General features: G+C 71.3%; 27 protein-coding genes. 16 read left to right on the top strand and 11 right to left on the bottom strand.

Annotated features, from left to right (window positions below; translation table 11 throughout):
- Positions 1 to 11: 11 nt before the first annotated feature.
- Positions 12 to 527, bottom strand: coding sequence for a hypothetical protein (locus C3492_RS46020; RefSeq protein ID WP_374938374.1), 516 nt, complete (start codon positions 525 to 527; stop codon positions 12 to 14).
- Between the two features lie 390 nt (positions 528 to 917).
- Here C3492_RS46020 and C3492_RS26060 point away from each other — a divergent pair, with 390 nt between their 5' ends.
- From C3492_RS26060 to C3492_RS26045, 4 genes are all read left to right on the top strand, one after another.
- Positions 918 to 1,292, top strand: coding sequence for a VOC family protein (locus C3492_RS26060; RefSeq protein ID WP_103814591.1), 375 nt, complete (start codon positions 918 to 920; stop codon positions 1,290 to 1,292).
- A gap of 7 nt (positions 1,293 to 1,299) precedes the next feature.
- Positions 1,300 to 1,647, top strand: coding sequence for a helix-turn-helix transcriptional regulator (locus C3492_RS26055; protein ID WP_030981882.1), 348 nt, complete (start codon positions 1,300 to 1,302; stop codon positions 1,645 to 1,647).
- On the top strand, positions 1,644 to 2,117 hold the full coding sequence (locus C3492_RS26050) for an SRPBCC domain-containing protein (RefSeq protein ID WP_103814589.1): 474 nt from the start codon (positions 1,644 to 1,646) through the stop codon (positions 2,115 to 2,117). The genes C3492_RS26055 and C3492_RS26050 overlap by 4 nt, the downstream gene beginning before the upstream one ends.
- Positions 2,118 to 2,264: 147 nt before the next feature.
- On the top strand, positions 2,265 to 2,534 hold the full coding sequence (locus C3492_RS26045; RefSeq protein WP_030651389.1) for a DUF397 domain-containing protein: 270 nt from the start codon (positions 2,265 to 2,267) through the stop codon (positions 2,532 to 2,534).
- Between the two features lie 108 nt (positions 2,535 to 2,642).
- Here C3492_RS26045 and C3492_RS26040 read toward each other — a convergent pair whose 3' ends face one another.
- Entirely contained in the window at positions 2,643 to 3,116 is a 474-nt protein-coding gene (locus C3492_RS26040) for an ATP-binding protein (RefSeq protein WP_103814587.1), read from the bottom strand.
- A 365-nt stretch (positions 3,117 to 3,481) separates the two neighbouring features.
- On the opposite strand from C3492_RS26040, the gene C3492_RS26030 reads away from it, so the two are divergent.
- The 4 genes from C3492_RS26030 to C3492_RS26015 all read left to right on the top strand — a co-directional run bounded on the left by C3492_RS26030 (position 3,482) and on the right by C3492_RS26015 (position 7,240).
- On the top strand, positions 3,482 to 4,306 hold the full coding sequence (locus C3492_RS26030) for a helix-turn-helix transcriptional regulator (RefSeq protein ID WP_103814811.1): 825 nt from the start codon (positions 3,482 to 3,484) through the stop codon (positions 4,304 to 4,306).
- 87 nt (positions 4,307 to 4,393) lie between these two features.
- Positions 4,394 to 5,854: an aldehyde dehydrogenase family protein gene (locus tag C3492_RS26025; RefSeq protein ID WP_103814583.1), complete on the top strand. Its 1,461-nt coding sequence runs from the start codon at positions 4,394 to 4,396 to the stop codon at positions 5,852 to 5,854.
- Positions 5,855 to 6,025: 171 nt separating this feature from the next.
- The gene (locus C3492_RS26020; RefSeq protein ID WP_103814581.1) at positions 6,026 to 6,574 is read left to right on the top strand and encodes a DinB family protein; all 549 of its coding nucleotides are present in this window, start codon (positions 6,026 to 6,028) and stop codon (positions 6,572 to 6,574) included.
- A gap of 24 nt (positions 6,575 to 6,598) precedes the next feature.
- Positions 6,599 to 7,240 (top strand): PadR family transcriptional regulator, encoded by a 642-nt coding sequence (locus C3492_RS26015; protein ID WP_103814579.1) that lies wholly within the window; start codon positions 6,599 to 6,601, stop codon positions 7,238 to 7,240.
- A gap of 343 nt (positions 7,241 to 7,583) precedes the next feature.
- Here C3492_RS26015 and C3492_RS26010 read toward each other — a convergent pair whose 3' ends face one another.
- The gene (locus C3492_RS26010; protein ID WP_103814577.1) at positions 7,584 to 8,990 is read right to left on the bottom strand and encodes a glutamate decarboxylase; all 1,407 of its coding nucleotides are present in this window, start codon (positions 8,988 to 8,990) and stop codon (positions 7,584 to 7,586) included.
- Between the two features lie 62 nt (positions 8,991 to 9,052).
- Complete coding sequence (locus C3492_RS26005; protein WP_103814575.1) at positions 9,053 to 10,330, bottom strand: ion channel protein; 1,278 nt, start codon at positions 10,328 to 10,330, stop codon at positions 9,053 to 9,055.
- Positions 10,331 to 10,503: 173 nt separating this feature from the next.
- Between C3492_RS26005 and C3492_RS26000 the strand changes: the two genes are divergently transcribed.
- A complete protein-coding gene (locus C3492_RS26000; RefSeq protein ID WP_103814573.1) occupies positions 10,504 to 11,268 on the top strand; it encodes a MerR family transcriptional regulator in 765 nt (254 codons plus the stop codon).
- 150 nt (positions 11,269 to 11,418) lie between these two features.
- Entirely contained in the window at positions 11,419 to 12,420 is a 1,002-nt protein-coding gene (locus C3492_RS25995) for a DedA family protein (RefSeq protein ID WP_103814571.1), read from the top strand.
- A gap of 24 nt (positions 12,421 to 12,444) precedes the next feature.
- Here C3492_RS25995 and C3492_RS25990 read toward each other — a convergent pair whose 3' ends face one another.
- Together C3492_RS25990 and C3492_RS25985 are read right to left on the bottom strand one after the other, a co-directional pair.
- On the bottom strand, positions 12,445 to 14,094 hold the full coding sequence (locus C3492_RS25990; RefSeq protein ID WP_103814569.1) for a threonine/serine exporter ThrE family protein: 1,650 nt from the start codon (positions 14,092 to 14,094) through the stop codon (positions 12,445 to 12,447).
- A 133-nt stretch (positions 14,095 to 14,227) separates the two neighbouring features.
- Positions 14,228 to 14,719, bottom strand: a complete 492-nt coding sequence (locus C3492_RS25985) for an inorganic diphosphatase (RefSeq protein ID WP_014674108.1) — start codon at positions 14,717 to 14,719, stop codon at positions 14,228 to 14,230.
- A gap of 124 nt (positions 14,720 to 14,843) precedes the next feature.
- Here C3492_RS25985 and dacB point away from each other — a divergent pair, with 124 nt between their 5' ends.
- From dacB to folE, 6 genes are all read left to right on the top strand, one after another.
- Positions 14,844 to 16,388: a D-alanyl-D-alanine carboxypeptidase/D-alanyl-D-alanine-endopeptidase gene (gene dacB / locus C3492_RS25980; protein ID WP_103814567.1), complete on the top strand. Its 1,545-nt coding sequence runs from the start codon at positions 14,844 to 14,846 to the stop codon at positions 16,386 to 16,388.
- A gap of 217 nt (positions 16,389 to 16,605) precedes the next feature.
- Positions 16,606 to 17,706, top strand: a complete 1,101-nt coding sequence (locus C3492_RS25975; RefSeq protein ID WP_103814565.1) for a zinc-dependent metalloprotease — start codon at positions 16,606 to 16,608, stop codon at positions 17,704 to 17,706.
- A gap of 190 nt (positions 17,707 to 17,896) precedes the next feature.
- A complete protein-coding gene (gene tilS / locus C3492_RS25970) occupies positions 17,897 to 18,955 on the top strand; it encodes a tRNA lysidine(34) synthetase TilS (RefSeq protein WP_103814563.1) in 1,059 nt (352 codons plus the stop codon).
- 121 nt (positions 18,956 to 19,076) lie between these two features.
- Positions 19,077 to 19,637 (top strand): hypoxanthine phosphoribosyltransferase, encoded by a 561-nt coding sequence (gene hpt, locus C3492_RS25965; protein WP_030342680.1) that lies wholly within the window; start codon positions 19,077 to 19,079, stop codon positions 19,635 to 19,637.
- 195 nt (positions 19,638 to 19,832) lie between these two features.
- Positions 19,833 to 21,872 carry an ATP-dependent zinc metalloprotease FtsH gene (gene ftsH / locus C3492_RS25960; RefSeq protein ID WP_181140553.1) on the top strand — a complete coding sequence of 680 codons (2,040 nt, stop codon included), beginning with the start codon at positions 19,833 to 19,835 and terminating at the stop codon, positions 21,870 to 21,872.
- Between the two features lie 132 nt (positions 21,873 to 22,004).
- On the top strand, positions 22,005 to 22,610 hold the full coding sequence (gene folE / locus C3492_RS25955; RefSeq protein WP_103814561.1) for a GTP cyclohydrolase I FolE: 606 nt from the start codon (positions 22,005 to 22,007) through the stop codon (positions 22,608 to 22,610).
- A gap of 37 nt (positions 22,611 to 22,647) precedes the next feature.
- Here folE and C3492_RS25950 read toward each other — a convergent pair whose 3' ends face one another.
- The 5 genes from C3492_RS25950 to folP form a co-directional block, all read right to left on the bottom strand.
- Complete coding sequence (locus tag C3492_RS25950; RefSeq protein ID WP_103814559.1) at positions 22,648 to 23,136, bottom strand: DUF3180 domain-containing protein; 489 nt, start codon at positions 23,134 to 23,136, stop codon at positions 22,648 to 22,650.
- Positions 23,137 to 23,209: 73 nt separating this feature from the next.
- Positions 23,210 to 23,821, bottom strand: a complete 612-nt coding sequence (folK, locus tag C3492_RS25945; protein ID WP_103814557.1) for a 2-amino-4-hydroxy-6-hydroxymethyldihydropteridine diphosphokinase — start codon at positions 23,819 to 23,821, stop codon at positions 23,210 to 23,212.
- The gene (folB, locus tag C3492_RS25940; RefSeq protein ID WP_030651455.1) at positions 23,818 to 24,177 is read right to left on the bottom strand and encodes a dihydroneopterin aldolase; all 360 of its coding nucleotides are present in this window, start codon (positions 24,175 to 24,177) and stop codon (positions 23,818 to 23,820) included. The genes folK and folB overlap by 4 nt, the downstream gene beginning before the upstream one ends.
- A 229-nt stretch (positions 24,178 to 24,406) precedes the next feature.
- A complete protein-coding gene (locus tag C3492_RS25935; protein WP_103814555.1) occupies positions 24,407 to 24,940 on the bottom strand; it encodes a nuclear transport factor 2 family protein in 534 nt (177 codons plus the stop codon).
- Entirely contained in the window at positions 24,937 to 25,851 is a 915-nt protein-coding gene (gene folP, locus C3492_RS25930) for a dihydropteroate synthase (RefSeq protein ID WP_181140552.1), read from the bottom strand. The genes C3492_RS25935 and folP overlap by 4 nt, the downstream gene beginning before the upstream one ends.
- Positions 25,852 to 25,892 lie beyond the last annotated feature (41 nt).

The following is a 25,892-nucleotide window of genomic DNA, read 5'->3' as shown; positions in this document are numbered from 1 at the left end:
CGAGGGCGTCCTCACCGCGGCACCGGCGCCGTCGGCAGTCCCGACGGCAGCTTCCCGCCCTCGGCCTTGGTGTACGTCTCCTGGCCGGCCTTGCCCGACCAGGTCACCTTCAGCGTCGTACCGTTCACCGAGTCGACCATGCCGGTGGTGCGGCCCTTGTCCGCGCCGGCACAGGTCAGATGGATCATCTGCATGCCGTCCTCGGCGCCCGCCGTCCCGCTGCACACGGTCCCGCCGGTCGCGAAGATCCCGGCCTTCTTCCCGGTGACCACCAGGGCCACGACCTTGCCGTCGGCGGTGGTGATCCAGCTGCCCTGGAGCTTGGCGGAGGCACCGGTGGGGGAGCCCGTGCCCGGCGACGGGGCCGCGGTCGTGTTCGTCGAGGGCGACGCCGAGGCGCGGTCCTCGCCCCCGGAACCACCGCCGCCGCTGCACGCCGTGAGCGCCAGCGCGCCCGCCAGCCCCGCGGCCAGGGCCGCGCCCCGCACCCGCGCGGTCGCCCGCACTCTCGCAGTCGCAGTAGTCACCGGAAGCTCCCTCAGCGCCAGCGGCCGGCCGCCCTCGCCGGACGGCCCGCAGCGCAAGCTACCACCAGTGACCAGGAGGACTTCCGTACGCCGAGCGGGAATCCCGGACTCTCGCGGGCCGGCCCGGGACAGGCCGAAGGCGCGCAGGCAGCCGCGCGGGCGGCCGTCGGCCTGGTCGCGGTGGCGGACGCGGGGCGCCCCGACGTCCCCCGGCCGCCCGGCCGGTTCCCACCGCGCCGCCAGCCGTCCGGCCTGGGGTGGAGGGCCCGTGGATCGCATCTCGGCGCCCGAGAAGGAGGGGCGCTTCGGCTGTGTGCCGAGCACCGAGCCGATGCGTAGGCAGTACCCTACGCTTGACCGGTAGGGAACTTCCTACCTATCGTCGGCGGCATGAACATCACGCACGCCTCCTTCGTCACCCTCCCCGTCGCCGACCAGGACCGCGCCCTGCGCTTCTACCGTGACGTCCTCGGCTTCGAGGTCACCGCCGACCGGGACATGCCGCAGGGGCGCTGGCTCCAGGTCGCCCCCAAGGGTGCGCAGACCGTCTTCACGCTCTCCGGTCCGGGGATGGGCGGCTTTGAACCCGGATCCGCGCGGGGGATCATGTTGGTCACGACCGATGTCGACGCCGACTGCGCGCGGCTGGCCGCGGCCGGCGCCCAGGTGCAGGGGCCGGACGACGTCCCCTGGGGGCGGATGGCCTCCTTCACCGACCCCGACGGCAACGGTCTGATGCTGCTGACGGAGAAGGAAGGCTTCTGACCGCTCGATGAACGGGACGGGTACCGCCGCCGAGGACCGCGTCTTCGCCGCGCTCGCCAACGCCACCCGCCGCGAGGTGCTGCGGCTGCTGCGCGAGCGCGGGCCGCAGCCCGTACAGGCCCTGGCCGACCACTTCGACATGCGCCGCCCGAGCCTCTCGGAACACCTCAAGGTGCTCCGGGAGGCCGGTCTCGTCTCCGAGCAGCGCTCCGGACGGCAGCGCATCTACCGCCTGGAGGCGGCTCCGCTCGCCGATGTGCAGGACTGGCTCCATCCGTACGAGCGGTTCTGGCGCGAGCGGCTGAAGGGCCTCGGCGATCTCCTGGACCGCATGCCCGACGATGAGCAGTCATGAGTTCAGCACCCGGACCTGACGCGGACGACCTCACCACGATCCGCGTCGACCAGTTCTTCCCGCACCCTCCCGCCAAGGTCTGGCGGGCCCTGACCGACCCCGACCTGCTGGCCCGCTGGCAGATGCCCGGCGCCGAGGACTTCCGGCTCCGGGTCGGCCACCGGTACCGGATGACCTCCGTCCCCCGTCCCAACGCCCGCTTCTCGGGTGTCGTAGAGGTGGAGGTGCTGGCCTACGACACCGAGCGGATGCTGTCCCTCCGCTGGGCGGATGCCGATCCGGCCAACCCGGCCGACTGGACGATCACCTGGACGCTGGAACATGAGGGGCGCGGTACGCGTCTCTTCCTAGTGCACGAGGGGTTCGATCCGGACGACCCCGCCCAGCTGATGGCGCGGAAGATCATGGGCGGGGGCTGGAGCGGGCATGTCCTGCCTGCTCTGGGGCAGACGCTGGAACGGCTTCGGTAAAGCGGACGTCAAGACTGTAACCGTGGCACCACTCCTCGTGCACGTGCATTTGCTCATGCATCTGCACGTGAACAGAGCTATGATCCGGGTCAGTTGACTACAGCATCTATGGCCTCACCAGCCAGTGCACCACTCGGGGAGCGACCTGTGGACCGCGACGTTGACGGCGTGTACGGGGGGTACGACGTGTACAACGGCATGGCTGCCACGCAGCTGGACGGAGTGGCCTGGCAGAAGAGCAGGCACAGCAACTCGCAGGGCTCCTGCGTGGAGTTCGCGCGGCTGCCGGGCGGTGAGGTCGCCGTACGCAACTCGCGCTTCCCGGACGGGCCGGCGCTCGTCTACACGCGCGCGGAGATCGAGGCGATGCTCCTGGGCGTCAAGGACGGCGAGTTCGACCATCTGATAGCGAGCTGACACCGGCCTCCGCTCGCGCCGCGCCGCTGGCAACGATGTCGGCGGGGCGGGCCGACGAGGACCGGTGGACGCGCGTAGAACCCGCGCGCCCGCCGGTGCCGTACCGGATCAGCCGGCCGTGTGCAGCCGGAACAGCGCCCAGACCACCTTGCCGTCGAGCGTGCCCGCGAGCGGGTGCCAGCCCCAGCTGTCGGCGAAGGAGTCGACCAGGAACAGCCCGCGGCCCGACTCGGCCGAGAAGTCGTCCGAGTCCCGCGGGGCCGGGGTCTCGTGGCTCGGGTCGCGCACCGCGCACACCAGCCGCTCGGTCCAGCGCATCAGGTGCAGCCGCACGGACGGGTGGTCCTCGCCGCCGCGCGGCGCGGCCGGCACCGCGTGGCGCAGTGCGTTGGTGACGAGTTCGGAGACGACGAGACAGATGTCGTCGAAGCGGTCGCCGACGTCCCACTGCTCCAGGGTGCACCGGGTGAAGCGCCGGGCCTCGCGCACCGCCTCGAACCGGGACGGCAGGGCGCAGGAGGCGGCATCGGACACGGCCGCGGGATCCAGCGGCGGAAGGCCCTGCCGTAACGGCTTGAGCATGGTCGATCCATTCGTCCCCATGCGAGGCACTCCCGGGAATTCGCGGTCGTTGCGATGCAGCGGTGGCGCGGCACCATGGTTTCGGATGCGCACAGCAGATGCAAGGGCAGATGCACGTGCACGGGACCGAAATGGCCCCGCCCGTACCGCTTCTTGGCCATTTTTTCTGCCATCTTCCCGACGTTCCCGCCAGAGGTCCGGACCTCTTCCCGGTCCGCACCCGGTGGAAACGGGTGGGCTCTTTCCGTTTCCGTAACCGCACGAGTACTGCTCGAAGTGTTTTAGTGGCAGACTTCGGCCCCTGAAGACGGTTGGGGAGGCTGGCGAAAGTGAGCGCGGGAGAGCCCGGATCGGTGGTGCGGCGGATGCTGCTCGGCTCGCAACTCAGGCGACTGCGGGAAGCGCGGGGGATCACGCGTGAGGCGGCGGGGTACTCGATCCGCGCCTCGGAGTCGAAGATCAGCCGGATGGAGCTGGGCCGGGTGAGCTTCAAGACGAGGGACGTCGAGGACCTGCTCACGCTGTACGGCATCACGGACGAGGCGGAGCGCGAGTCGCTGCTCTCCCTCGCCCGGGAGGCCAACGTGGCGGGCTGGTGGCACAGTTACACCGACGTCCTGCCGAGCTGGTTCCCCACCTATGTGGGCCTGGAGGGTGCCGCCTCGCTGATCCGCGCCTACGAGGTGCAGTTCGTGCACGGCCTGCTGCAGACCGAGGAGTACGCCCGCGCGGTGGTCCGGCGCGGCATGAAGGGCGCGAGCGTCGCCGACGTCGAGCGCCGGGTCGCGCTGCGCCTGGAGCGGCAGAAGTACCTGCTCGCCGACAACGCCCCCGAGTTCCACATCGTCCTGGACGAGGCCGCCCTGCGCCGCCCCTACGGGGACCGCGAGGTGATGCGCGGCCAGCTCCAGCACCTGATCGACATCTCCGAGCGGCCCAACGTACGGCTCCAGGTCATGCCGTTCAGCCTCGGCGGGCACTCCGGCGAGAGCGGCGCCTTCACCATCCTCAGCTTCCCCGAGTCCGACCTGTCCGACGTGGTCTACCTGGAGCAGCTGACCAGCGCCCTCTACCTGGACAAGCGCGAGGACGTCGCCCAGTACGAGCAGGCCCTGAAGGAACTCCAGCAGGACAGCCCCGGCCCGGACGAGAGCCGTGACCTGCTGCGCGGTCTGCTGCAACTGTCCTGACGAGCCCCAACCTCCTTGACTCGCAAGTAGGATGACATGCAATCAGACCTGGCGTGGATCTGTGGCCGCTAGCGATTGAGGGATCACATGTCGTCCTACTTCACCGACCTGGCCCAGCAGTACATCGACGGCGAGTGGCGGCCGGGCACCGGCTCCTGGGACGTCATCGACTTCAACCCGTACGACGACGAGAAGCTGGCCTCGATCACGGTGGCCACGGTCGACGAGGTGGACGAGGCCTACCGGGCCGCCGCCCGCGCCCAGAAGAAGTGGGCCGAGACCAACCCCTACACCCGGCGCGCGGTCTTCGAGCGGGCCCTCAGGCTGATAGAGGACCGCGAGCAGGAGATAGCCGACCTGATCATCGCGGAGCTGGGCGGCACGCGCGTCAAGGCCGGCTTCGAGCTGCACCTGGCCAAGGAGTTCCTGCGCGAGTCGGTCCACCTCGCACTGCGCCCCGAGGGCCGGATCCTGCCCTCCCCGGGTGAGGGCAAGGAGAACCGCGTCTACCGCGTGCCGGTCGGCGTCGTGGGCGTCATCAGCCCCTTCAACTTCCCGTTCCTGCTGTCGCTGAAGTCGGTCGCGCCGGCCCTCGCGCTGGGCAACGCCGTGGTGCTCAAACCGCACCAGAACACCCCCATCGCCGGCGGCACCCTGCTCGCGAAGATCTTCGAGGACGCCGGGCTGCCCGGCGGCCTGCTCAACGTCGTGGTCACCGACATCGCCGAGATCGGTGACGCGTTCCTTGAGCACCCCGTCCCGAAGGTCATCTCCTTCACCGGTTCGGACAAGGTCGGCCGCCACGTCGCCACCGTCTGCGCCAAGCACTTCAAGCGCGCGGTCCTCGAACTGGGCGGCAACAGCGCGCTGGTGGTGCTGGACGACGCCGACCTCGACTACGCGGTGGACGCGGCGGTCTTCAGCCGGTTCGTGCACCAGGGTCAGGTCTGCATGGCCGCCAACCGGGTCCTCGTGGACGCGTCCGTGGCCGACGAGTTCACCGAGAAGTTCGTCGCCAAGGTCCGCACCCTCAAGGTCGGCGACCCCCGCGACCCGGAGACCGTGATCGGCCCGGTGATCAACTCCGCGCAGGCGAACGCCGTCTCCGGCACCGTGGAGCAGGCGCTCGCCGAGGGCGCCACCGCTCTCGTACGCGGCAGCACGACCAACAACCTGGTCGGGCCGACCGTGCTGACCGGCGTCCCGGCCGGCTCCCCGCTGCTCCAGCAGGAGGTCTTCGGCCCGGTCGTCTTCCTCCTCACGTTCGACGGCGAGGAAGAGGCGGTCCGGATCGTCAACGACACCCCGTACGGCCTCAGCGGCGCCGTCCACACGGCCGACATCGAGCGGGGCGTGGCCTTCGCCAAGCGGATCGACACCGGCATGTTCCACGTGAACGACGGCACGGTCCACGACGAGCCGATCGTGCCCTTCGGCGGCGAGAAGCACTCCGGCCTCGGCCGTCTCAACGGCGAGACCACGCTGGAGGCGTTCACCACGGTCAAGTGGATCTCGGTGCAGCACGGGCGCAGCGCGTTCCCGTTCTAGTCGCGCCCCCGTCGTCCCGGGCCGCCTGCCGTCGTCCCGCAGCCGACTTCTCCGGCGTCCTTTCGGTGCGCGGGCCGTTGCGGACAGTACCTGACCGCAATGGTCCGTAGCGTCTTCGGTGTCGGGAGGGAACGGCCCCCGGCGAACCGGTCCGACGAAAGGCGGCACGCCATGGTCACGCACGTTGCGGCGGAGGCGAACGGCGACGAGCGCGGGGCACTGCTCGCGTTCATCGAGGAACAGCGCGGAGGCATCCGCCGGGCACTGCTCGGGCTGACCGAGGAGCAGGCCCGCACCCGCCCCAGCGTCAGCGAGCTGTCCCTGGGCGGTCTGCTCAAGCACGTCACCGAGACGGAGCAGAGCTGGATCGCACGGGCGAAGCAGGAGCCGCCGGCGGTACGGCGCGACGAGTCGAACTGGCACGAGACCTTCCAGCTGGCCGCCGACGAGACGGTCGCCTCGCAGCTGGCGTACTGGGAGCAGGTGGCCGCCGAGACGGAGAAGTTCATCCGCTCCGCGCCCAGCCTGGACGACACCTTCCCGCTGCCGCCCGACCCCTGGTTCCCGCCGGAGGGCCGGGTGTCGCTGCGCTGGCTGTGTCTGCACCTGATCCGCGAGACGGCCCGGCACGCCGGCCACGCCGACATCATCCGTGAGTGCCTGGACGGGAAGACCGCGTTCGAGCTGGTGGCGCTGGAGCGGGGCGACTCCTGGGGGTGATCGAGGGGTCCTAACCTGGACCCCATGTCAGCGATCCGTCTCCTCGTGCTGGGCGCGGTCCGCCAGCACGGGCGGGCCCATGGCTACCAGGTCCGCAACGACCTGGAGTACTGGGGCGCGCACGAGTGGTCCCACGCCAAGCCGGGGTCGATCTACCACGCCCTGAAGCAGATGGCCAAGCAAGGGCTGCTGCACGCGCACGAGATCGCGCCGTCCACGGCCGGCGGGCCGCCGCGGGTGGAGTACGAGATCACGGACCGGGGCGAGGACGAGTTCTTCCGGCTGCTGCGCGAGTCCCTGGTCGCCTACGACCAGAAGATGGACGTCCAGTCGGCGGCGATCGGCTTCCTGGTCGAACTGCCCCGCGCCGAGGCCCTGGAGCTGCTGCGGGAGCGGATCCGCCGGATCGTCCGGTGGCGGACCGCCGTCACCGAGCACTACGTCCCCGAGGACGGCCCGGAGCAGCTCGGCCACATCGGGGAGATCATGAACCTCTGGGTCCACACGGCCGACTCCGACGCGGCCTGGACCCAGGGGCTCATCGACCGTCTGGAGGCGGGCGCGTACACCTTCGCGGGGGAGGGCGAGCCGTTCGTGGGCGTGCTGACCGAGGGGCAGGAGAACCCGTACGCGACGGGGGAGCGGCATCCGGAGGACGACCGCTGAGGCCCCGGCGGCGCACCGGTGCGGCTCTGGCCGGCCGTCCTCCGGCCGCTCGCCCGGCCGGCGGTGTTCCCCCCGCCGGCCGGGCGGACGCTCGCGCGCCTGGGCCGCTGGACCCTGTCGTCTGATCGTCCCGCCGTCGCTGGCCCCAGCACGGCCGGCTGCCGCGTTGCCGTCGGTTGCCGGCCCCCGTGCTCGGCTGATGCGCACGGCGGCCCATCGCGTCGGCGCTCCCTCCGCCTGGCGGCCGCACCCACCGGGCCCCGCTCGGACCGGACCGACGGCACCGCCCCCCACGGCCGCTCCGACCCGGACGGCAGGGCCTGTTCCCGCCGCTCGGCAGTCCCTAGTGGTGGAAGCCCGTGGCCGCCTCCTTGTCGCGGGTCAGGGGGTGCGGCTGCCGGCGCAGCTCGGGCAGCAGGCGGGCCAGGTCGTCCAGGAACAGGTCGGCCAGGTCGTGCGAGAAGCCGTTGCGGCACACGATCCGCAGCACGGACAGGTCCTCGCGGTTCGCCGGGAAGGTGTAGGCGGGCACCAGCCAGCCGCCCTCGCGCAGCCGCCGGGAGACGTCGAAGACGTCGTACGAGGTGACGTGGTCGGCGGTGGTCAGCGCGAACACGGGGAGCTGGTCCCCGCGTGTGAGCAGCCGGAAGTCGCCGAGCGCCTCGATCCGGGAGGCGAGCGAGGTCGCCACGTCCCGTGTCGACTGCTGCACCGCCCGGTAGCCCTCCCGGCCCAGCCGCAGGAACGTGTAGTACTGCGCCACCACCTGGGCGCCGGGCCGGGAGAAGTTCAGCGCGAAGGTCGGCATGTCCCCGCCCAGATAGTTCACCCGGAAGACCAGCTCCTCGGGCAGCGCCTCCTTGTCCCGCCACAGCGCCCAGCCGACGCCGGGGTAGACCAGCCCGTACTTGTGGCCGGAGGTGTTGATCGACGCCACGCGCGGCAGGCGGAAGTCCCACACCAGGTCCTCGTCCAGGAAGGGCGCCACCATCCCGCCGGACGCGCCGTCCACGTGCACCGGGATGTCGAGTCCGGTGCGCTCCTGGAGGGCGTCGAGGGCCGCGCACAGGTCGGCGACCGGTTCGTAGGAGCCGTCGAAGGTCGAACCGAGGATGCCGACGACCCCGATGGTGTTCTCGTCGCACAGCTCGACGGCGGCCTGCGGGTCCAGATGGAAGCGGTCGCCCTCCATCGGGACCAGCCGGGCCTCCACCTCCCAGAAGGTGCAGAACTTCTCCCAGCACACCTGGACGTTGACGCCCATGACCAGATTGGGCCGCGCGCCCGGATAGCGGTCGGCGTTCCGCTTCGCCCAGCGCCGCTTCAGCGCCATCCCGGCGAGCATGCACGCCTCGCTCGACCCGGTCGTCGAACAGCCGACGGCCGCCGACGGGTCCGGCGCGTTCCACAGGTCCGCGAGCATCGCCACGCAGCGCCGCTCCAGTTCGGCCGTGCGCGGGTACTCGTCCTTGTCGATCATGTTCTTGTCCCGGCACTCGCCCATCAGCACCCCGGCCTGCGGCTCCATCCAGGTGGTGACGAAGGTGGCCAGGTTCAGCCGGGAGTTGCCGTCCAGCATCAGCTCGTCGTGCACCAGCTGGTACGCCGTGGACGGCGGCAGCGGAGTGTCCGGGAGCCGGTGCGTGGGCGGGGCCTCGGTCATGCCGCCGACAGGGTTGGCCTCCCCGAAGAACGGGTTGACCGAGATCGTCCGCTGCTCGTGCTTCTCGGGACCTCTGTGCAGGGCCATCGGGATGTGCCTCCAAAGAAACCGGTTTGAGGAGTGGGTGAGTGGGGGTCAGGTGAGGACAGTCATCGGACCGGGGTCCCGTTCTGGCGCAACTGCATCTGCGGACGGCCCGTCACCAGCAGCCAGGCCGGCAGCGAGGCGACGCACAGCAGCGCGAGGATGCTGGGCGAGGCGACCAGGACGGCGGCGGTGAACAGGCTCATCCAGCCCTGCCGGGTGATCGCCAGGAGCATGCCCAGGACGCCCGTGGCCACGCCCAGCGAGAGATGCACGGCCGGCACCAGCGCGTGGGCGCACAGGCCCAGGGCGGCGCCGGCGAAGACGGCGGGGAAGATCCGGCCGCCCCGGAAGCCGCAGCTCGCCGCGACGAGCAGCGCGGCCAGCTTCACCACCGCCATCGTGGCGAACTGTCCCGCCGACCAGCCCTCCGGGTCGCGGGCCAGCCGCCCGATCTCCGACACGCCCTTGAACAGCGTCAGCTGGCCGCCCAGGGCCGCCAGCGCCCCCAGCACGACCCCGCCGGCCGGAAGCATGAGCATCGGGTGCCGCAGCCGCCCGAAGGCCGCGTGGACGTACGGGAAGGCGCGGACGGCGCACATGCCGAGCAGCGCGGCGACCGAGGCGATCACCAGGGCCGCCAGCAGGTCCCTCGCGCGCGGGTGGCCCATGGGCGGCAGGCCCAGGTCGAAGGTCGGACGGGCCACCAGGGCCGTCGTGATCGCCCCGCACGTGCCCGCGGTCAGCGGCGCGAACACGTTGTCCCACAGCCGGCCCGGCACCGGCCGTCCCGCCAGAGCCTCGGAGATCACCAGCGCCGCCGCCACCGGTGTGCCGAACAACGCGCCGATCGTCGCCGCCTCCGCCAGCACCGGCCACAGCGTGCCCGGTGTCCGGGGCAGGAAGCGCGCGCCGAGCCAGGCCGCGAGGCCCACGTTCACCGCGATGACCGGGTTCTCCGGGCCGAGGCTCGGACCGCCCGCCAGCATGAGCGCGGTGGCCAGCAGCAGGCCCGGCAGGACGGCCGGCGGCAGCACCGGCGCGTCCAGCCCGACCGTGGCCGGGTCGGGACCGGCGTGGCCGGGGACCTTCCAGACCACCAGCCCGACGGCGATCCCGGTCGCCACGAGCATGACGAACATCCACAGCACACTGGAGCGGCCCACGCCGAGGGCGTCCGGCAGCGGCCCCCACAGCAGGCGCTGGAGCTGCTCCCCCGCCGTGCTCACCCCGACGAAGACGAGACTCGCGGCCACGCCCACGAGGACGGCGGGCAGGATGAACGGCAGCAGAGCCCGTGCCGGGGCGGTCGGGGGCGCCTGCTGCGTCGTCTCCTGGGCCACGGGCTCACGATAAGCGGACGAAACGTGCACAACATCCGGAACCGCAGCGTCCGTAACCACGGCGTCCGTAACCACGGCGTCCGTAACCACGGCATCCGGAACGTGCCATCGGCTTGCACCTCACGTGACGTGAGGCCGCAGCGTGGAGGCGTACCGACGACAAGGAGCGGAAAGTGAGCTACTCCGTGGGACAGGTCGCGGGGTTCGCCGGCGTGACGGTGCGCACCCTGCACCACTACGACGAGATCGGCCTGCTCGTGCCCAGCGAGCGGACGTACGCCGGCCACCGGCGCTACAGCGACGCCGACCTCGACCGGCTCCAGCAGATCCTGTTCTACCGGGAGCTCGGCTTCCCGCTCGACGAGGTCGCGGCCCTGCTCGACGACCCGGACGCGGACCCGCGCACGCACCTGCGCCGCCAGCACGACCTGCTGACCGCCCGGATCGAGAAGCTGCAGAAGATGGCCGCGGCCGTGGAGCACGCCTTGGAGGCACGCACGATGGGCATCGACCTGACGCCGGAGGAGCGGTTCGAGGTCTTCGGGGACAAGGACCCCGAGCAGTACGCCGAGGAGGCCGAGCAGCGCTGGGGCGGCACCGAGGCGTGGGCCGAGTCCCAGCGCCGCGCCGCCCGCTACACCAAGGAGGACTGGAAGCGGATCAAGGCCGAGGTCGACGACTGGGGCGAGCGGTACGCCGCCTTGGTCGCCGCGGGCGAGCAGCCGGCCGGCGAGGCGGCCATGGAGCTGGCCGAGGAGCACCGGCGGCACATCAGCCGGTACTACTTCGAGGTCCCGTACGAGATGCACCGGTGCTTCGCGGAGATGTACGTCTCCGACGAGCGCTTCAAGGCGTTCTACGACTCCATGCGCCCCGGCCTCGCCGAACACCTGCGCGAGGCGATCCTCGCCAACGCGGACCGGCACACCACCTCCTGACGCCCGGGCCCGGGGCCGGTCCCCGGGCCCGGGCACCACTCGGCGAGGCGGTGGAACCCGGGGTGGTCCCCTTACGTTGATAGTTTTGTACGGCGCCCCATCGACGTTTCGCCGCCGTAGCCGCCTTCACCCCCCAGGGAGCCCGGACCCGTGATGACACTCGCCCTCGGCCCGAGCTGGCTGGATCCCAACTATCTGCTCGACACGTACAGCATCTGGGGTCTGCTGCTCATCGTCTTCGCCGAGTCCGGCCTGCTCATCGGCTTCTTCCTGCCGGGTGACTCGCTGCTGTTCACCTGCGGCCTGCTGATCACGTCCGGGGACCTCGACTTCCCGCTGTGGGCCGCCATCGCGCTGATCTGCCTCGCCGCGATCCTCGGCGACCAGGCGGGCTACATGTTCGGCAAGAAGGTCGGCCCGTCCCTGTTCAACCGGCCGGACTCCCGGCTGTTCAAGCAGGAGAACGTCACCAAGGCGCACGAGTTCTTCGAGAAGTACGGCCCGAAGTCCCTGGTCCTGGCCCGCTTCGTGCCGATCGTGCGCACGTTCACGCCGATCATCGCGGGCGTCAGCGGCATGAAGTACCGCTCGTTCCTGACCTTCAACGTCATCGGCGGCGTCCTGTGGGGCGCGGGCGTCACCCTGCTCGGCTCCTGGCTCGGCAACATCGACTTCGTCAAGAAGAACATCGAGGCGATCCTGATCCTGATCGTCCTCGTCTCGGTGATCCCGATCGCGATCGAGTTCCTGCGGGCGCGCGGCAAGGACAAGAAGGCCGGGCAGACCGCCCCGGAGCCCCCGCAGCAGCCCGCCCACCAGCAGCCCCGGCCCGCCCACCAGCAGCCCCAGTACCAGCACCCGCCGGTCATGGACGACGCCACGACCCGCCTGCGGCGCGTCGAGCCCGAGCAGCCGTACGCCCCGCAGTACGAGCAGCCGTACCAGCAGCCCCAGCAGCAGGACTGGAACCAGGGCTACGACAACCAGGGCTACGGCCAGCAGGGCTACGACAACCAGGGCTACGGCCAGCAGGGGTACGACCACCAGGGGTACGACGCCGGCCAGTCCTACGACCGGCAGCAGTACCCGCAGCAGCAGCCCCAGCAGCAGTACGACCCGAACCAGTACCCGTACGACAACCGCGGCCGCTGACCGGGGCGCGGGGGACGGGGAGACTCAGAACCCGCGCGTCCGCTTGGCGGCCCGGCGCTTCCCGGCGGAGCCGATCCGCAGGAACAGCCGGGAGATCTCCGACCCCAGGTTGACCCCGATGGCGATGGCCATCGCCAGCGACGCGGCCTTGGCCAGCGACACCAGCCCCTTGTCCACGTCGTTCTGCGCCATGGACAGCAGCCCGAAGTAGGTCGCCGAACCGGGCAGCAGCGGCCCGATCGCCGCCGTCGTGTACGGCAGCGCCGAGGCGAACCGGTACCGGGACAGCAACTGCCCGAACAGCCCCACGAGCCCCGCCGCCACGGCCGTGGAGGCCACCGGCGAGATTCCGCCCGCGTAGTGCATCGCGCCGTACACCGACCAGGCCACACCGCCGTTGAGGGTCACCCAGAGCACGGTGGACCGTTCCTGCTGGAGCAGCACCGCGAAGGTCAGCGACAGCAGCATCGAGGCCGCGATCTGGATCAGCGGCCGTTCGGAGATGCCCAGCTGCGCGTCCGGATTGAGCCTGCCGCCGATCTTCACGCCGAAGTACAGGACGGTCAGCACCCCGGTGACGATGCCGACGAAGAAGTACATGACCTCCAGCAGCCGGGCCGAGGCGGTGATGTAGAAGCCCGTCAGCCCGTCCTGCACCCCCGCGACCAGCGCCCGCCCGGGCAGCAGCGCGAACAGTCCACCGGTGATCACCGCGGACGCCTTCACGTCCACGTGCGCCAGCGTCAGCGCCACCCCGATCGCCGCGGGCGGCATCGCGGCCACGGTGAACTGGTAGAACTCCGGCAGTCCGCGCCCCGCGCACAGCCACGCCAGCCGGTCGCCGAGCATCGCGCCGACGGCCGCCGCCAGGAACACGATCGGGTCACCGCCGACCAGCACGGAGGCCGCACCGGCCAGCAGCCCGCTCGCCAGGGTCAGCGCCCAGCCGGGGTACGGGTGCCGGTTGCGGCGGATCTCCGCCAGGCGCCGGTAGGCCTCCTCCAGGGAGACATGGGTCTCCGGGTCGGTCAGGTCGTCCACCAGCCGGAAGACGGCCGACAGACGCGTGTAGTCGGTGCCCCGCCGCCGCACCGTCCGGGACGCCGTCACCGGGTCCTCCACCAGGGACGGCTGGTGCGAGATCGACAGCAGTGTGAAGGTGACGTTCGGCTCGCACCGGTCCAGGCCGTAGGACCGGCACACCGCGAACATCGCGGCCTCCACGTCCTCCGCGCCCTCACCGCCGGCCAGCAGCAGCTCCCCGATACGCAGGGTCAGGTCCAGTACGCGCGGGACGGCCGGACCGCCCTCGTCCACGCGCTGGACCGGCTCCGGCGCCGGCCGCTCCGCCACCGGCATGCGCAGCATCGTGCGCATCCGGTCCTGCCAGGGCGCGTCCTTGACCAGGCTGACCAGCGGCACACCGGTGGCCGGGGTGAACGCGGCCGGCGCGGTGTTCGCGCTGTAGGTGCTCGGCGCGCCGAACGCCGAACCCTCCGGCTCGGCACTCGGCGGCTGCGGCGTCTGAAGCCCCTCCGGCACCGCGAACTCGGAGGTCGTCTCCGACTCGCCCCGGGGGACGTCGAGCCCCTCCGGAATGGCGAACTCGGACGTGATCTCCGGGTCGTACCGCGCCTCGTCCGACCGGGGCTTGCGCTCCTCCGCCTCCGTCACCTCGCACCGCTCCCTGAACCACACTTGCCGTAAGCATCAGTATGCGCACTCGTACCCGGACGGGCCGTATGTGTGCGGACATGCGAAACGGGCCGCACGCGTGCGCGTGCGGCCCGTTCGCGCGAGCGAGTGCTCAGTGGCCGCCCTGCTCCTTGAAGCGCTTGTACGACCGCTCGATCTCCGCCTCGGCGTCCGACCGGCCCACCCAGTTGGCGCCCTCGACCGACTTGCCGGGCTCCAGGTCCTTGTAGACCTCGAAGAAGTGCTGGATCTCCAGGCGGTCGAACTCGGACACGTGGTGGATGTCGCGCAGGTGCTCCACGCGCGGGTCGGTGGCCGGGACGCACAGCAGCTTGTCGTCGCCGCCCGCCTCGTCCGTCATGCGGAACATGCCGATCGCGCGGCAGCGGATGAGGCAGCCCGGGAAGGTCGGCTCGTCCAGGATGACCAGCGCGTCCAGCGGGTCGCCGTCCTCGCCGAGGGTGTTCTCGACGAAGCCGTAGTCGGTCGGGTAGGCGGTCGAGGTGAAGAGACGACGGTCCAGGCGGATCCGACCGGTCTCGTGGTCCACCTCGTACTTGTTCCGCGAACCCTTCGGGATCTCGATCGTGACGTCGAACTCCACCGGTGGCTCCTCCATGATCAGCACATAGTTCTGGTGGTTAAGTGTCCCTCACGCAGGTGTGTGATCGCGAAAGGGGCTGGTGGTCGTGCCAGAGCTGAGGCCTTGGCGAGCCGCGAGACCGCGCGTGGCGCGGATCGTGACCGCCGTACGACCGGGTCTGGCGCGCGCCGTGACCGCCGCCCGGCCGCGGATCGCGCGGCTGACGGAAGCCGTGCGCGTCAGGCCTGTGCACCTCCCCCGTCCGCGGACCGTCAGGACCTGGCAGTACACCGCGGGCGCCGCCACCGCCGGCCTGGCGCTGGCCGCCGGCGTGGTGACCGTGGCCGGTCCCTGGGACGCCAACGGTCAGCGTACGGCCGAGCGGGACCGCGCCGCCGCACTGGAGCGGTCAGGTGGCGCAGATCACGGCCGCTCCGGTACGGCCGCCAGGGCGCCCCGGCCCGCGCCGAGCGCCGCGCCCGTGCTGTCGGGCCTGGGCGGCACCACGGGCGCCGTCGGCACCAAGGAGACCCCTCCGGACGCGAAGGCACTCTCGGACGTCCTGGGGCCCCTGCTGGAGGCGCCCGCGCTCGGCAGCAGCCACGCGGCGGCCGTCGTCGACGTCACGACCGGCGAACGCCTCTACGGAGCCGACGCCGGCAAGGCCCTCACGCCCGCCTCCACCACCAAGATCGCCACCGCCGTCGCCGCGCTGTCCGCCCTCGGCCCCGACCACCGCCTCACCACCCGCACCGCCCTGGAACCCGACACCCGCGAACTCGTCCTCGTCGGCGGCGGCGACCCCACCCTCACCGCGCACGCCGAGGCCGGCGGCTGGGCCGGCCTGCGGGCCCTGGCGGCGGACACCGCGAAAGCACTCGACAAGCGCGGCATCCACAAGATCACCCTCTCGTACGACACCACCCTCTTCACCGGTCCCGCCCTGCACCCCATCGGCGTCAACGACAACCTCGCCCCGATCAGCGCCCTGACCGTCGACGAGGGCCGCACCGACGCCTCCACCAGCGGCCCGGCGCCCCGCGTGAGCGACCCCGCGGCGAACGCGGCCACCCGGTTCGCGGCCTTCCTGAAGGACGCCGGCATCACCACCACGGCCCCCGGCCCCTCCAAGGCCAGCACGCGCGCGGAGACCCTCGCCCGCGTCTCCTCGCCGCCGCTGTCGGAGCTGGTCGAGCGGATGCTGACCAACAGCGACAACGACATCGCGGAGGCGCTGGCCCGGCACACCGCCCTGGCGAGCGGGCAGCCCGCCGGCTTCGACGGCGGTGCGAAGGCCATCGCCACCCAGCTGCGCAAGCTCGGCCTGCCGATGGCCGGCGCCGCCTTCCACGACGGCAGCGGCCTGAACCGCGACGACCGCCTCACGGCCGACCTCCTCACCGCCCTCCTGGTCAAGGCGGGCGACCCCGGCCGCCCCGGCCTGCGCCCGGTCCTCACCGGCCTCCCGGTGGCCGGCTTCACCGGCACCCTGAGCACGCGCTACGCCGACGGCGCGGCCGGCCTCGTACGCGCCAAGACGGGCACCCTGACCGGCGTGAACACCCTCGCGGGCACGGTCGTCGACAAGGCCGGCCACCTCCTGGCCTTCGCCTTCCTGGCCTCGGACACCACGGATCCACTGGAGGCCCAGAAGGCCCTGGACAGAGCGGCGACAGCCCTGACGCGCTGAGCACCCCTACGGGCCGTTCCCGCAGTGCCGGGTGAGCCGGATGCGCGGTCTGTGCTGGAGCGGCTCGTGATGCCGGGTGACCGGGGAGCACGGCCGCCCGCGCCGGTGACGGAAAAGCGCGGTCGGCCCTGTCGCCGTCCACACGGCCTGCCCGAAATGGGGCCGCTCACGTACGGTTGACAACATGACTGGCTTCGGTGGCACCGCATCTCCCGGGATGGTCGACTGGAACCTCGCGGTGGCGACCGCGACACGGCTCGTACGCCCCGGCCCCGACGTCAGCCGCGACGAGGCCAGGGCCGTCGTCGCGGAGCTGCGCCGGCACGCGAAGGCCTCGGAGGGACACGTCCGGGGCTTCACCCGTATGGGCACCGAGGAGACCCACGACACCCCGGTCCTCGTCGTCGACCGCCCCGGCTGGGTCCGCGCCAACGTCGCCGGCTTCCGCGAGATCCTGCGTCCGCTCCTGGAGAAGATGCAGGAACGGCGCGGCAACAACCCGGGCAGCGCGGTCCTGGGCGCCGTCGGCGGCAAGGTCACCGGCGTCGAACTCGGCATGCTCCTGTCGTTCCTGTCCTCCCGCGTCCTCGGCCAGTACGAGACCTTCGCCCCCGCCGGCCGCGACCTCCCGGCCGGCGAGAACGGCGGGGGCCGGCTGCTGCTGGTTGCGCCCAACATCGTCCACGTCGAGCGCGAACTCGACGTCGAGCCGCACGACTTCCGCCTGTGGGTGTGCCTGCACGAGGAGACCCACCGCACGCAGTTCACCGCCGTGCCCTGGCTGCGGGACCACCTGGAGGGCGAAATCCAGTCGTTCTTGGCGGAGACCGACGTCGACCCGATGACCTTCCTGGAGCGCATCCGGGACGCCGCACAGTCCCTGGCGGGCGGCCGTCCCGAGGGCGAGGAGGAGGACGGCGGGCGCTCCTTCGTGGAGCTGGTGCAGACCCCCGCCCAGCGGGAGATCCTCGGCCGGCTGACCGCCGTGATGTCCCTGCTGGAGGGCCACGCCGACTACGTCATGGACGGCGTGGGCCCGAGCGTCGTACCGACCGTCGCGGAGATCCGCGAGAAGTTCCAGCAGCGCCGCGCGAAGGGCGCCTCCCGGCTGGACATGGCCCTGCGCAAGCTGCTCGGTCTGGACGCCAAACTGAGGCAGTACCGGGACGGCGAACGGTTCGTGCGGGCCGTGGTCGAACAGGTCGGTGTCGACGGTTTCAACCGCGTCTGGACCTCGCCCAACACCCTTCCCACCAAGGCGGAGATCGCCAAACCGGCGGACTGGGTCGCGCGGGTGCACCGCAAGGCCGAGTCGTGAACGGCACGGGGACATCGTGAAGGAATCCGGCCGACGGCAGGCGAACGCCCCTCCAATCACCCGTCCGAGGGACCGTGAGCCATGCGTAGGCGTGCAATGCTCGGGGAACGGCCCGCTTCTGTCACCATCTACACACTCTGAGTGACCGTCCCGGGTTCACCCCCCGAAAACTTCATGAAGGGAACCGGACATGGGTCCCCATCCTGCGGTCGCGGCGATACGCCTGGCGGTTCGCCGCGTCCTCCACGACATCCTGAACGACCACCTGGCCTCTTCCGCGCACCCGGCCCCGCAGCCGGCCGCCGCGCGCCCGGACCGGACGGCCGAGCGGCCCCCCTCCCCGCTCGTCCTCGTCGCGTGCTCCGGCGGCGCCGACTCCATGGCCCTCGCCTCCGCCCTCGCCTTCGAGGCACCCAAGCTCGGCGTCCGGGCCGGCGGGGTCACCGTCGACCACGGCCTCCAGCCCGGCTCCGACCTCCGCGCCGACGAGGTCGTCCTGCGGCTGCGCGGACTCGGACTCGATCCGGTCGAGTCCGTCGCCGTGACCGTCGGCCGCGCGGGCGGCCCCGAAGCCGCCGCCCGCGACGCCCGCTACGCCGCCCTGGACGCCGCCGCCGAACGCCACGGCGCCGCCGCGGTCCTGCTCGGCCACACCCGGGACGACCAGGCCGAAACCGTCCTGCTGGGCCTCGCCCGCGGCTCCGGCATCCGCTCCCTGTCCGGCATGGCCGCGGTCTCGGGGGCCGGCGGCCGTTACCGGCGGCCCTTCCTGCAACTCGACCGGCAGACCGCCCGCAAGGCCTGCATGGTCCAGTCGCTGCCCGTCTGGGACGACCCGCACAACGCCGACCCCGCCTACACCCGCTCCCGGCTCCGGCACGAGGGCCTGCCCGCGCTGGAGAAGGCCCTCGGCAAGGGCGTCGTGGAGGCGCTCGCCCGCACCGCGCAGCTCTCCCGCGACGACGCCGACGCCCTGGACGCCTGGGCCCGCCAGGCCGAGGCCTCCGTACGGGACGCCGCCGGCCTGCTGGAGTGCGCCAAGCTGTACGCCCTCCCGCCCGCCGTGCGCCGCCGGATCCTGCGCCGCGCCGCCATCGAGGCCGGTGCCCCGGCCGGTGCGCTGTTCGCCCGCCACATCGAGGAAGTCGACCGCCTGATCACCGGCTGGCGCGGCCAGGGAGCCATCAATCTCCCGGGCAAAGTCGTCGCCCAGCGGCAGGGTGGCAGACTGGTGATTCGGCAAGGCTGAATGCCGACCCTCGCCGACCCTCCCGGAGCGACCCTCCGGTGGGCCGGACAGCCGGAGGCCGTGCGTGCGGCCGGTGCCGGTGGCCGCGCACGCGGCCGTAAGTGCGGGACGACCGAAAGTGATGCGGGTGGACGCGAAAGACATGGGTGCCGACCTCCAGCAGGTGCTCATCACCAAGGAAGAGATCGACGCGAAGCTGGCCGAGCTGGCCGCGAAGATCGACGCGGAGTACGCGGGCAAGGACCTGCTCATCGTCGGCGTCCTCAAGGGCGCGGTGATGGTCATGGCGGACCTCGCCCGGGCGCTGTCCACCCCCGTCACCATGGACTGGATGGCCGTGTCCTCCTACGGCGCGGGCACCCAGTCCTCCGGTGTCGTGCGGATCCTCAAGGACCTCGACACCGACATCAAGGGCAGGCACGTCCTGATCGTCGAGGACATCATCGACTCCGGCCTGACCCTGTCCTGGCTGATCAACAACCTCGGCTCCCGCGAGCCCGCCTCCCTGAAGGTGTGCACGCTGCTGCGCAAGCCGGACGCCGCCAAGGTCGCCATCGACGTGGAGTGGGTCGGCTTCGACATCCCGAACGAGTTCGTCGTGGGCTACGGCCTCGACTACGCCGAGAAGTACCGCAACCTGCCGTTCGTCGGTACGCTCGCGCCCCACGTCTACGGCGGCTGAGCCAGTCGGCCCAAGCCCGGTAGGACGATCGGGAACCCCAGCGGGTTCCACGCCGTTGAAGCTTGCAGAGACGGGTTTCCCAGCCGCCGAAACGGCTCCGTGCGGCTTCGGGCAACAATGCTGGGGTACCGTCAGAAGAACTGTCTTATCAAACTCACTATGGCAGGAGGGACGGGGCGGCACCGCTCCGTATGGATGGACGTGAAGCGATACTTCCGTGGGCCGGTCATGTGGATCGTGCTGGCCGTCCTTGCCGTGGTCGTGTTGATGCAGGTCGTCGGCTCGTCCGGCGGCTACAAGACGGTGGACACCGGCCAGGTCGTGGCGGCGATCAACGACAACAAGGTCGAGTCGGCCAAGCTCACCACCGGTGACGAACAGAGCATCAAGGTCACGCTCAAGGACGGCTTCAAGGTCGAGGGCAGCTCGAAGATCCAGGCGAGCTACATCGGTGACCAGGGCGTGACCATCGCCGGCACGCTGCAGACCAAGTACCAGGACAAGCAGATTCCGGACGGCTACACGGTCTCGCCGTCCAAGCAGAACCCGTTCGTCGGCGTCCTGCTCTCGCTGCTGCCCTTCGTCCTGATCGTGGTCGTCTTCCTGTTCCTGATGAATCAGATGCAGGGCGGCGGCTCCCGGGTCATGAACTTCGGCAAGTCCAAGGCGAAGCTCATCACCAAGGACACCCCGAAGACGACCTTCTCCGACGTCGCGGGCTGCGACGAGGCCGTCGAGGAGCTTCAGGAGATCAAGGAGTTCCTCCAGGAGCCGGCCAAGTTCCAGGCGGTCGGCGCCAAGATCCCCAAGGGCGTGCTCCTCTACGGCCGCCCGGGTACGGGCAAGACCCTGCTCGCGCGCGCCGTCGCCGGTGAGGCGGGCGTCCCCTTCTACTCGATCTCCGGTTCCGACTTCGTCGAGATGTTCGTCGGTGTCGGTGCCTCCCGGGTCCGTGACCTGTTCGAGCAGGCCAAGGCGAACGCCCCGGCGATCGTCTTCGTGGACGAGATCGACGCGGTCGGCCGTCACCGTGGCGCCGGTCTCGGCGGCGGTCACGACGAGCGCGAGCAGACCCTGAACCAGCTGCTCGTCGAGATGGACGGCTTCGACGTCAAGGGCGGTGTGATCCTGATCGCCGCCACGAACCGCCCGGACATCCTCGACCCGGCGCTGCTGCGCCCCGGCCGCTTCGACCGGCAGATCGCGGTCGACCCGCCGGACCTGCAGGGCCGTCTGGAGATCCTCAAGGTCCACCAGAAGGGCAAGCCGGTCGCGCCCGACGTCGACCTGTCCGCCGTGGCCCGCCGCACCCCGGGCATGACCGGTGCCGACCTCGCCAACGTGCTGAACGAGGCGGCGCTGCTCACCGCCCGCGGCGACCAGAAGCTGATCGACAACAAGGCGCTGGACGAGGCGATCGACCGCGTGGTCGCGGGCCCGCAGAAGCGGACCCGGATCATGTCGGACAAGGAGAAGAAGATCACCGCGTACCACGAGGGCGGTCACGCCCTGGTCGCGGCGGCCTCGCCGAACTCCGACCCGGTCCACAAGATCACGATCCTGTCCCGTGGTCGTGCCCTCGGTTACACGATGGTCCTGCCGGACGAGGACAAGTACTCGACCACGCGCAACGAGATGCTCGACCAGCTCGCCTACATGCTGGGCGGCCGGGCGGCCGAGGAACTGGTCTTCCACGACCCGACCACGGGCGCCGCGAACGACATCGAGAAGGCCACCAACCTGGCCCGCGCGATGGTCACCCAGTACGGCATGACCGAGCGCCTCGGTGCGATCAAGTTCGGAGGCGACAACTCCGAGCCGTTCCTGGGCCGTGAGATGGCTCACCAGCGCGACTACTCGGAAGAGGTCGCCGCGCTGGTGGACGAAGAGGTCAAGAAGCTCATCGAGACCGCGCACAACGAGGCCTGGGAGATCCTGGTCGAGAACCGCGACGTGCTCGACAACCTCGTCCTCCAGTTGCTGGAGAAGGAGACCCTGGGCAAGGAGGAGATCGCCGAGATCTTCGCCCCGATCGTCAAGCGCCCGCCGCGGCCCGCCTGGACCGGCTCCTCCCGCCGGACCCCGTCCACCCGCCCGCCGGTGCTCTCCCCGAAGGAGCTGGCACTGACCAACGGTGCGAACGGCGCGACGGCGGCGATCAGCACGGCGAAGTCCACCGCCGCGGAGTCCGCCCCGGCGACGGAGCAGACCCCGGAGGACCGCTCCGAGAGCTGACCCTGTTCCGGCCACGAGGGCCGGAATGAATGCCGCGTCCCCCAGGTTTTAGCCTGGGGGCGCGGCATTTCGCATGTCCGCAGACGGAACGCGAGGCACACCCGCGTGCAAGGCACAGGAACGAGGAACCAGATGACCGACCCGGTGACGCTGGACGGCGAGGGCCCCATCGGCGAGTTCGACGAGAAGCGCGCCGAGAACGCCGTACGCGAACTGCTGATCGCGGTCGGTGAGGACCCGGACCGTGAGGGCCTGCGGGAGACGCCGGCCAGGGTCGCGCGTGCCTACAGGGAGATCTTCGCCGGTCTGTGGCAGCAGCCGGAGGACGTCCTGACGACGACGTTCGACCTGGGGCACGACGAGATGGTCCTCGTGAAGGACATCGAGGTGTACTCGACCTGCGAGCATCATCTGGTGCCGTTCCGGGGTGTCGCCCACGTCGGCTACATTCCGTCCGAGACCGGCAAGATCACCGGCCTGTCCAAGCTGGCCCGCCTGGTCGACGTCTACGCCCGCCGGCCGCAGGTGCAGGAACGCCTCACCACGCAGATCGCGGACTCCCTGATGGAGATCCTGGAGCCGCGGGGCGTCATCGTGGTCGTCGAGTGCGAGCACATGTGCATGTCCATGCGCGGTATCCGCAAGCCGGGCGCGAAGACCATAACGTCCGCCGTCCGCGGTCAGCTGCGGGACGCCGCGACGCGGAACGAGGCGATGAGCCTCATCATGGCGCGCTGAGCGAGCCGCCGAGCGCGCCGGGGCGCGGGACCGGAGGTCAGGCCACCGGCTCCGCTCCCGGGTGGTTCTGGTCGTCGTCCTCGGGGAGCTTGCAGACCCGCTCCAGGAAGATGGCGGCGGCTATCACGCCGACGCCGGTCAGGACGGAGAAACCGGCGTAGATCGCCTGGTCGCGGCGGGCCGGGATGTCCAGCAGCTCCAGCAGGAAGACGCCCGTTCCGCCGTACATACCGGCGACGAGCGCGGCCACCAGGGCGCTGGCCTGGCCGAAGACGACCGCCCGGGCGGCCATCAGCGGGTCGACTCCCTTGGCGCCGGGCCGGCGCTCGCGCTGGGCCCTGAGACGGGCGCGCAGCGACAGCGCCGTCGAGAGCAGGACCACGGCGATCAGCGCGAGGACGACGGGGGCGGCCAGGGGGACGCTGGGGAGGGTCCCGATCGAGTTCCAGAGGCGGGCGCCCGCCCAGGACAGGACGCCTGCCACGACGAACACGCCCGCCAGCACCCTGATGCGCAGCTCTCTCACGGTGTCCCTTCAGTTCCCCCGGACCGTCCCGGACGGTGGTCGTCTTGGTCTTGACCCGTCTCGACCTTAACGACTACTCGGGCAGCCGGAGTTCCAGGTCCGCGCGGGGCGCGACACCCTCACGGGTGACGGTGGACAGCAGGTCGGCCACCGTGCCGCGGCCGGGGAGCTGCGCCTGCGGGTCGACGTCGTGCCAGGGCGCGAGAACGAAGGCGCGCTCGTGGGCGCGCGGGTGGGGCAGGGTGAGCCGCGGGTCGTCCGAGGTGACGCCGGCGTAGGCGACGATGTCGACGTCCAGCGTGCGCGGACCCCAGCGCTCGTCCCGGACGCGGTGGAAGGCCTCCTCGACGGCGTGCGCCCGCTCCAGCAGGGACGACGGGGGCAGAGTCGTCTTGAGGACCACGACCGCGTTGAAGTACGACGGCTGGCTGCCCGGCTCCACGCCCCACGGCTCGGTCTCGTACACCGGGGAGACGGCCTTCACGCGGACGCCCGGGGTGTCCTCCAGGGCGTCGACGGCACCCTGGAGGGTCTCCAGGCGGTTGCCGAGGTTGGAGCCGATGGAGATCACGGCCCACTTCGGGTTGCTCAGGGTCGTGTCGGCCGCGTCGACCTGCTCGACGACCGAGGCGGGCACCGGCTGGACGGTCGGGTCGCTGTGACCCTGGTGGAAAGGTCGGGTCATACTCGGCTCCGGGTGATGGTGACGGTCACGTCGTCGAAGGGGACGGTGATCGGGGCGTCCGGCTTGTGGACGCAGACCTCGACCTCCTCGACCCCTTCGTGCTTCAGACAGGTCCGGGCGATCCGCTCGGCGAGGGTCTCGATGAGGTTCACCGGCTCGCCCTCGACCACGGCCACGACCTCCTCGGCCACGATGCCGTAGTGCACGGTCTTCGTCAGGTCGTCATCGGCCGCGGCCGGCCGGGTGTCCAGGCCGAGCACGAGGTCCACGATGAAGGTCTGGCCCTCCTCGCGCTCCTTGGGGAACACACCGTGGTGCCCGCGGGCCTTGAGGCCGCGCAGCGCGACACGATCCACGCGAATCACTCCTGCAATCGTCGGGAAGGGCCGGCCCGTGCCGCGTGCGGGCGGCACACCGGCCTCAGACGAATCTACCTGCGGGCACTGACAAAGCCGGGCCGCGGGGGCGTGGGCACGGGCCGGTGTCCGGAGGGTTCACCGGCCGTTTCCCCCGGGGAACCCGGCCCTGTCATGGGCTGGTAGCCGCTCCTACCCCGGGGTAGGTGATTCCAACCACTTCTTCGGGTCAGGCCAGGGGTTCGTCGTCCGGGTTCACGCCGTTCACGTGGTTGTCGTCCTCGTCCTCGTCGGTCTCGGCCAGCACGGGGGAGGCGTGGTGCGACCAGAGCTTCCAGCCGGAGGGCGTGCGCCGGAACACGTTCGTGGCGACGACGAGCTGGCCGACCAGCGGGCCGAGCTCCGCGCCCTCCTCGGGGGCGGGGCCGCCGCTGAGAATGTTCTCCGTGCAGGTCACGAGCGCGGTGTCACCGGTCACGGAGACATGCACATCGGTGAGGAAGAACTGGATGTAGTCGGTGTTGGCCATGATCAGGGCGTACGACCTGAGGACCTCGCCGCGGCCGGTGAGCACCGGCCAGCCGGGGTGGACGCAGGAGATGACCCCGCTGTCCGCGGGGTCGTGGTACGTCTCGTCCACGCCCAGGTCGGCGGGGGTCAGCCAGAGGGAGGAGACCTCCTCGAAGTCGCCGCGTTCGAGTGCCTCGTAGAAGGCGGTGTTGGCGGCCTCCACCTGCTCGACGTCGGTGTGGGGGGCGCTCACCGCTCTCCTTCCGCCCCGCGCTCGCCGCCGGTGCCGGGCGCGCCCGTGGCACCGCGCGCCTCCTCCACGGCCCGGGCCACCCGGACCGCGTCCGCCGTGGCGCGCACCTCGTGCACCCGCACCGCCCATGCGCCGGCGTGCGCGGCGAGCGCGGAGACGGCCGCCGTGGCCGCGTCGCGTTCGCGGGCCGGCGGGGGTGCCCCCTGCGGTCCGGCCAGGACCCGGCCGAGGAACCGCTTGCGGGAGGCGGCGACCAGCAGCGGGTGGCCGAGCGAGGCCAGCCGGTCGAGGTGGGCGAGGAGGGCGAGGTCGTGCCCGGCCTCCTTGGAGAAGCCGAGGCCCGGGTCGACGACGATGCGGTCCGGGGCGATACCGCCCGCCAGAACGGCCTCCACGCGCGCGTGCAGTTCGTCCACGACTTCCCCGACGACGTCCTCGTAGACGCCCTTGACGTTGCCGCCCTGGAGGAAGCCGCGCCAGTGCATGACGACGAAGGGGGCGCCCGCGTCGGCGACCACCGGGATCATCGCGGGATCGGCGAGGCCGCCGCTGACGTCGTTGACTAGGGCGGCACCGGCCGCGAGTGCCTGTTCGGCGACGGAGGCGCGCATGGTGTCGACGGAGACGACGACTCCCTCGGAGGCGAGGCCGCGCACCACGGGAATGACCCGCCGCAGCTCCTCGGCCTCGTCCACGCGCGTGGCACCGGGCCGGGTGGACTCGCCGCCGACGTCGACCAGATCCGCGCCCTCGGCGACCAGATCCAGGCCGTGTTTGACGGCGACGGTCGTGTCGAACCAGCGGCCGCCGTCGGAGAAGGAGTCGGGGGTCACGTTCACGACCCCCATGACCGCGCACCGGTCCCATGCCGGAAGGCCGGCGACTCGGCCGCGCCCGCTGAGGTTGTTCATACGTTCAGCGTAGGCCCAGCAGGGTGCCGCCCACGCGCTGC

The sequence above is a fragment of the Streptomyces sp. Ru62 genome (assembly GCF_002920615.1).
In the GTDB taxonomy this organism is placed as follows: domain Bacteria; phylum Actinomycetota; class Actinomycetes; order Streptomycetales; family Streptomycetaceae; genus Streptomyces.
This window is presented reverse-complemented; position numbering and strand designations above follow the sequence as displayed.

Excerpts from the sequence above, each read along its gene's own strand:
- folP (WP_181140552.1), bottom strand. The coding sequence starts at position 25,851 with ATGAACAACCTCAGCGGGCGCGGCCGAGTCGCCGGCCTTCCGGCATGG.
- C3492_RS26015 (WP_103814579.1), top strand. The coding sequence starts at position 6,599 with ATGTCAGCGATCCGTCTCCTCGTGCTGGGCGCGGTCCGCCAGCACGGG.
- C3492_RS26040 (WP_103814587.1), bottom strand. The coding sequence starts at position 3,116 with ATGCTCAAGCCGTTACGGCAGGGCCTTCCGCCGCTGGATCCCGCGGCC.
- folK (WP_103814557.1), bottom strand. The coding sequence starts at position 23,821 with ATGACCCGACCTTTCCACCAGGGTCACAGCGACCCGACCGTCCAGCCG.
- tilS (WP_103814563.1), top strand. The coding sequence starts at position 17,897 with ATGGGTCCCCATCCTGCGGTCGCGGCGATACGCCTGGCGGTTCGCCGC.
- C3492_RS26025 (WP_103814583.1), top strand. The coding sequence starts at position 4,394 with ATGTCGTCCTACTTCACCGACCTGGCCCAGCAGTACATCGACGGCGAG.
- C3492_RS26010 (WP_103814577.1), bottom strand. The coding sequence starts at position 8,990 with ATGGCCCTGCACAGAGGTCCCGAGAAGCACGAGCAGCGGACGATCTCG.
- hpt (WP_030342680.1), top strand. The coding sequence starts at position 19,077 with ATGCGGGTGGACGCGAAAGACATGGGTGCCGACCTCCAGCAGGTGCTC.
- C3492_RS26020 (WP_103814581.1), top strand. The coding sequence starts at position 6,026 with ATGGTCACGCACGTTGCGGCGGAGGCGAACGGCGACGAGCGCGGGGCA.
- C3492_RS26050 (WP_103814589.1), top strand. The coding sequence starts at position 1,644 with ATGAGTTCAGCACCCGGACCTGACGCGGACGACCTCACCACGATCCGC.
- C3492_RS26060 (WP_103814591.1), top strand. The coding sequence starts at position 918 with ATGAACATCACGCACGCCTCCTTCGTCACCCTCCCCGTCGCCGACCAG.
- C3492_RS26030 (WP_103814811.1), top strand. The coding sequence starts at position 3,482 with ATGCTGCTCGGCTCGCAACTCAGGCGACTGCGGGAAGCGCGGGGGATC.
- C3492_RS26055 (WP_030981882.1), top strand. The coding sequence starts at position 1,300 with ATGAACGGGACGGGTACCGCCGCCGAGGACCGCGTCTTCGCCGCGCTC.
- folE (WP_103814561.1), top strand. The coding sequence starts at position 22,005 with ATGACCGACCCGGTGACGCTGGACGGCGAGGGCCCCATCGGCGAGTTC.
- C3492_RS25975 (WP_103814565.1), top strand. The coding sequence starts at position 16,606 with ATGGTCGACTGGAACCTCGCGGTGGCGACCGCGACACGGCTCGTACGC.
- ftsH (WP_181140553.1), top strand. The coding sequence starts at position 19,833 with ATGGACGTGAAGCGATACTTCCGTGGGCCGGTCATGTGGATCGTGCTG.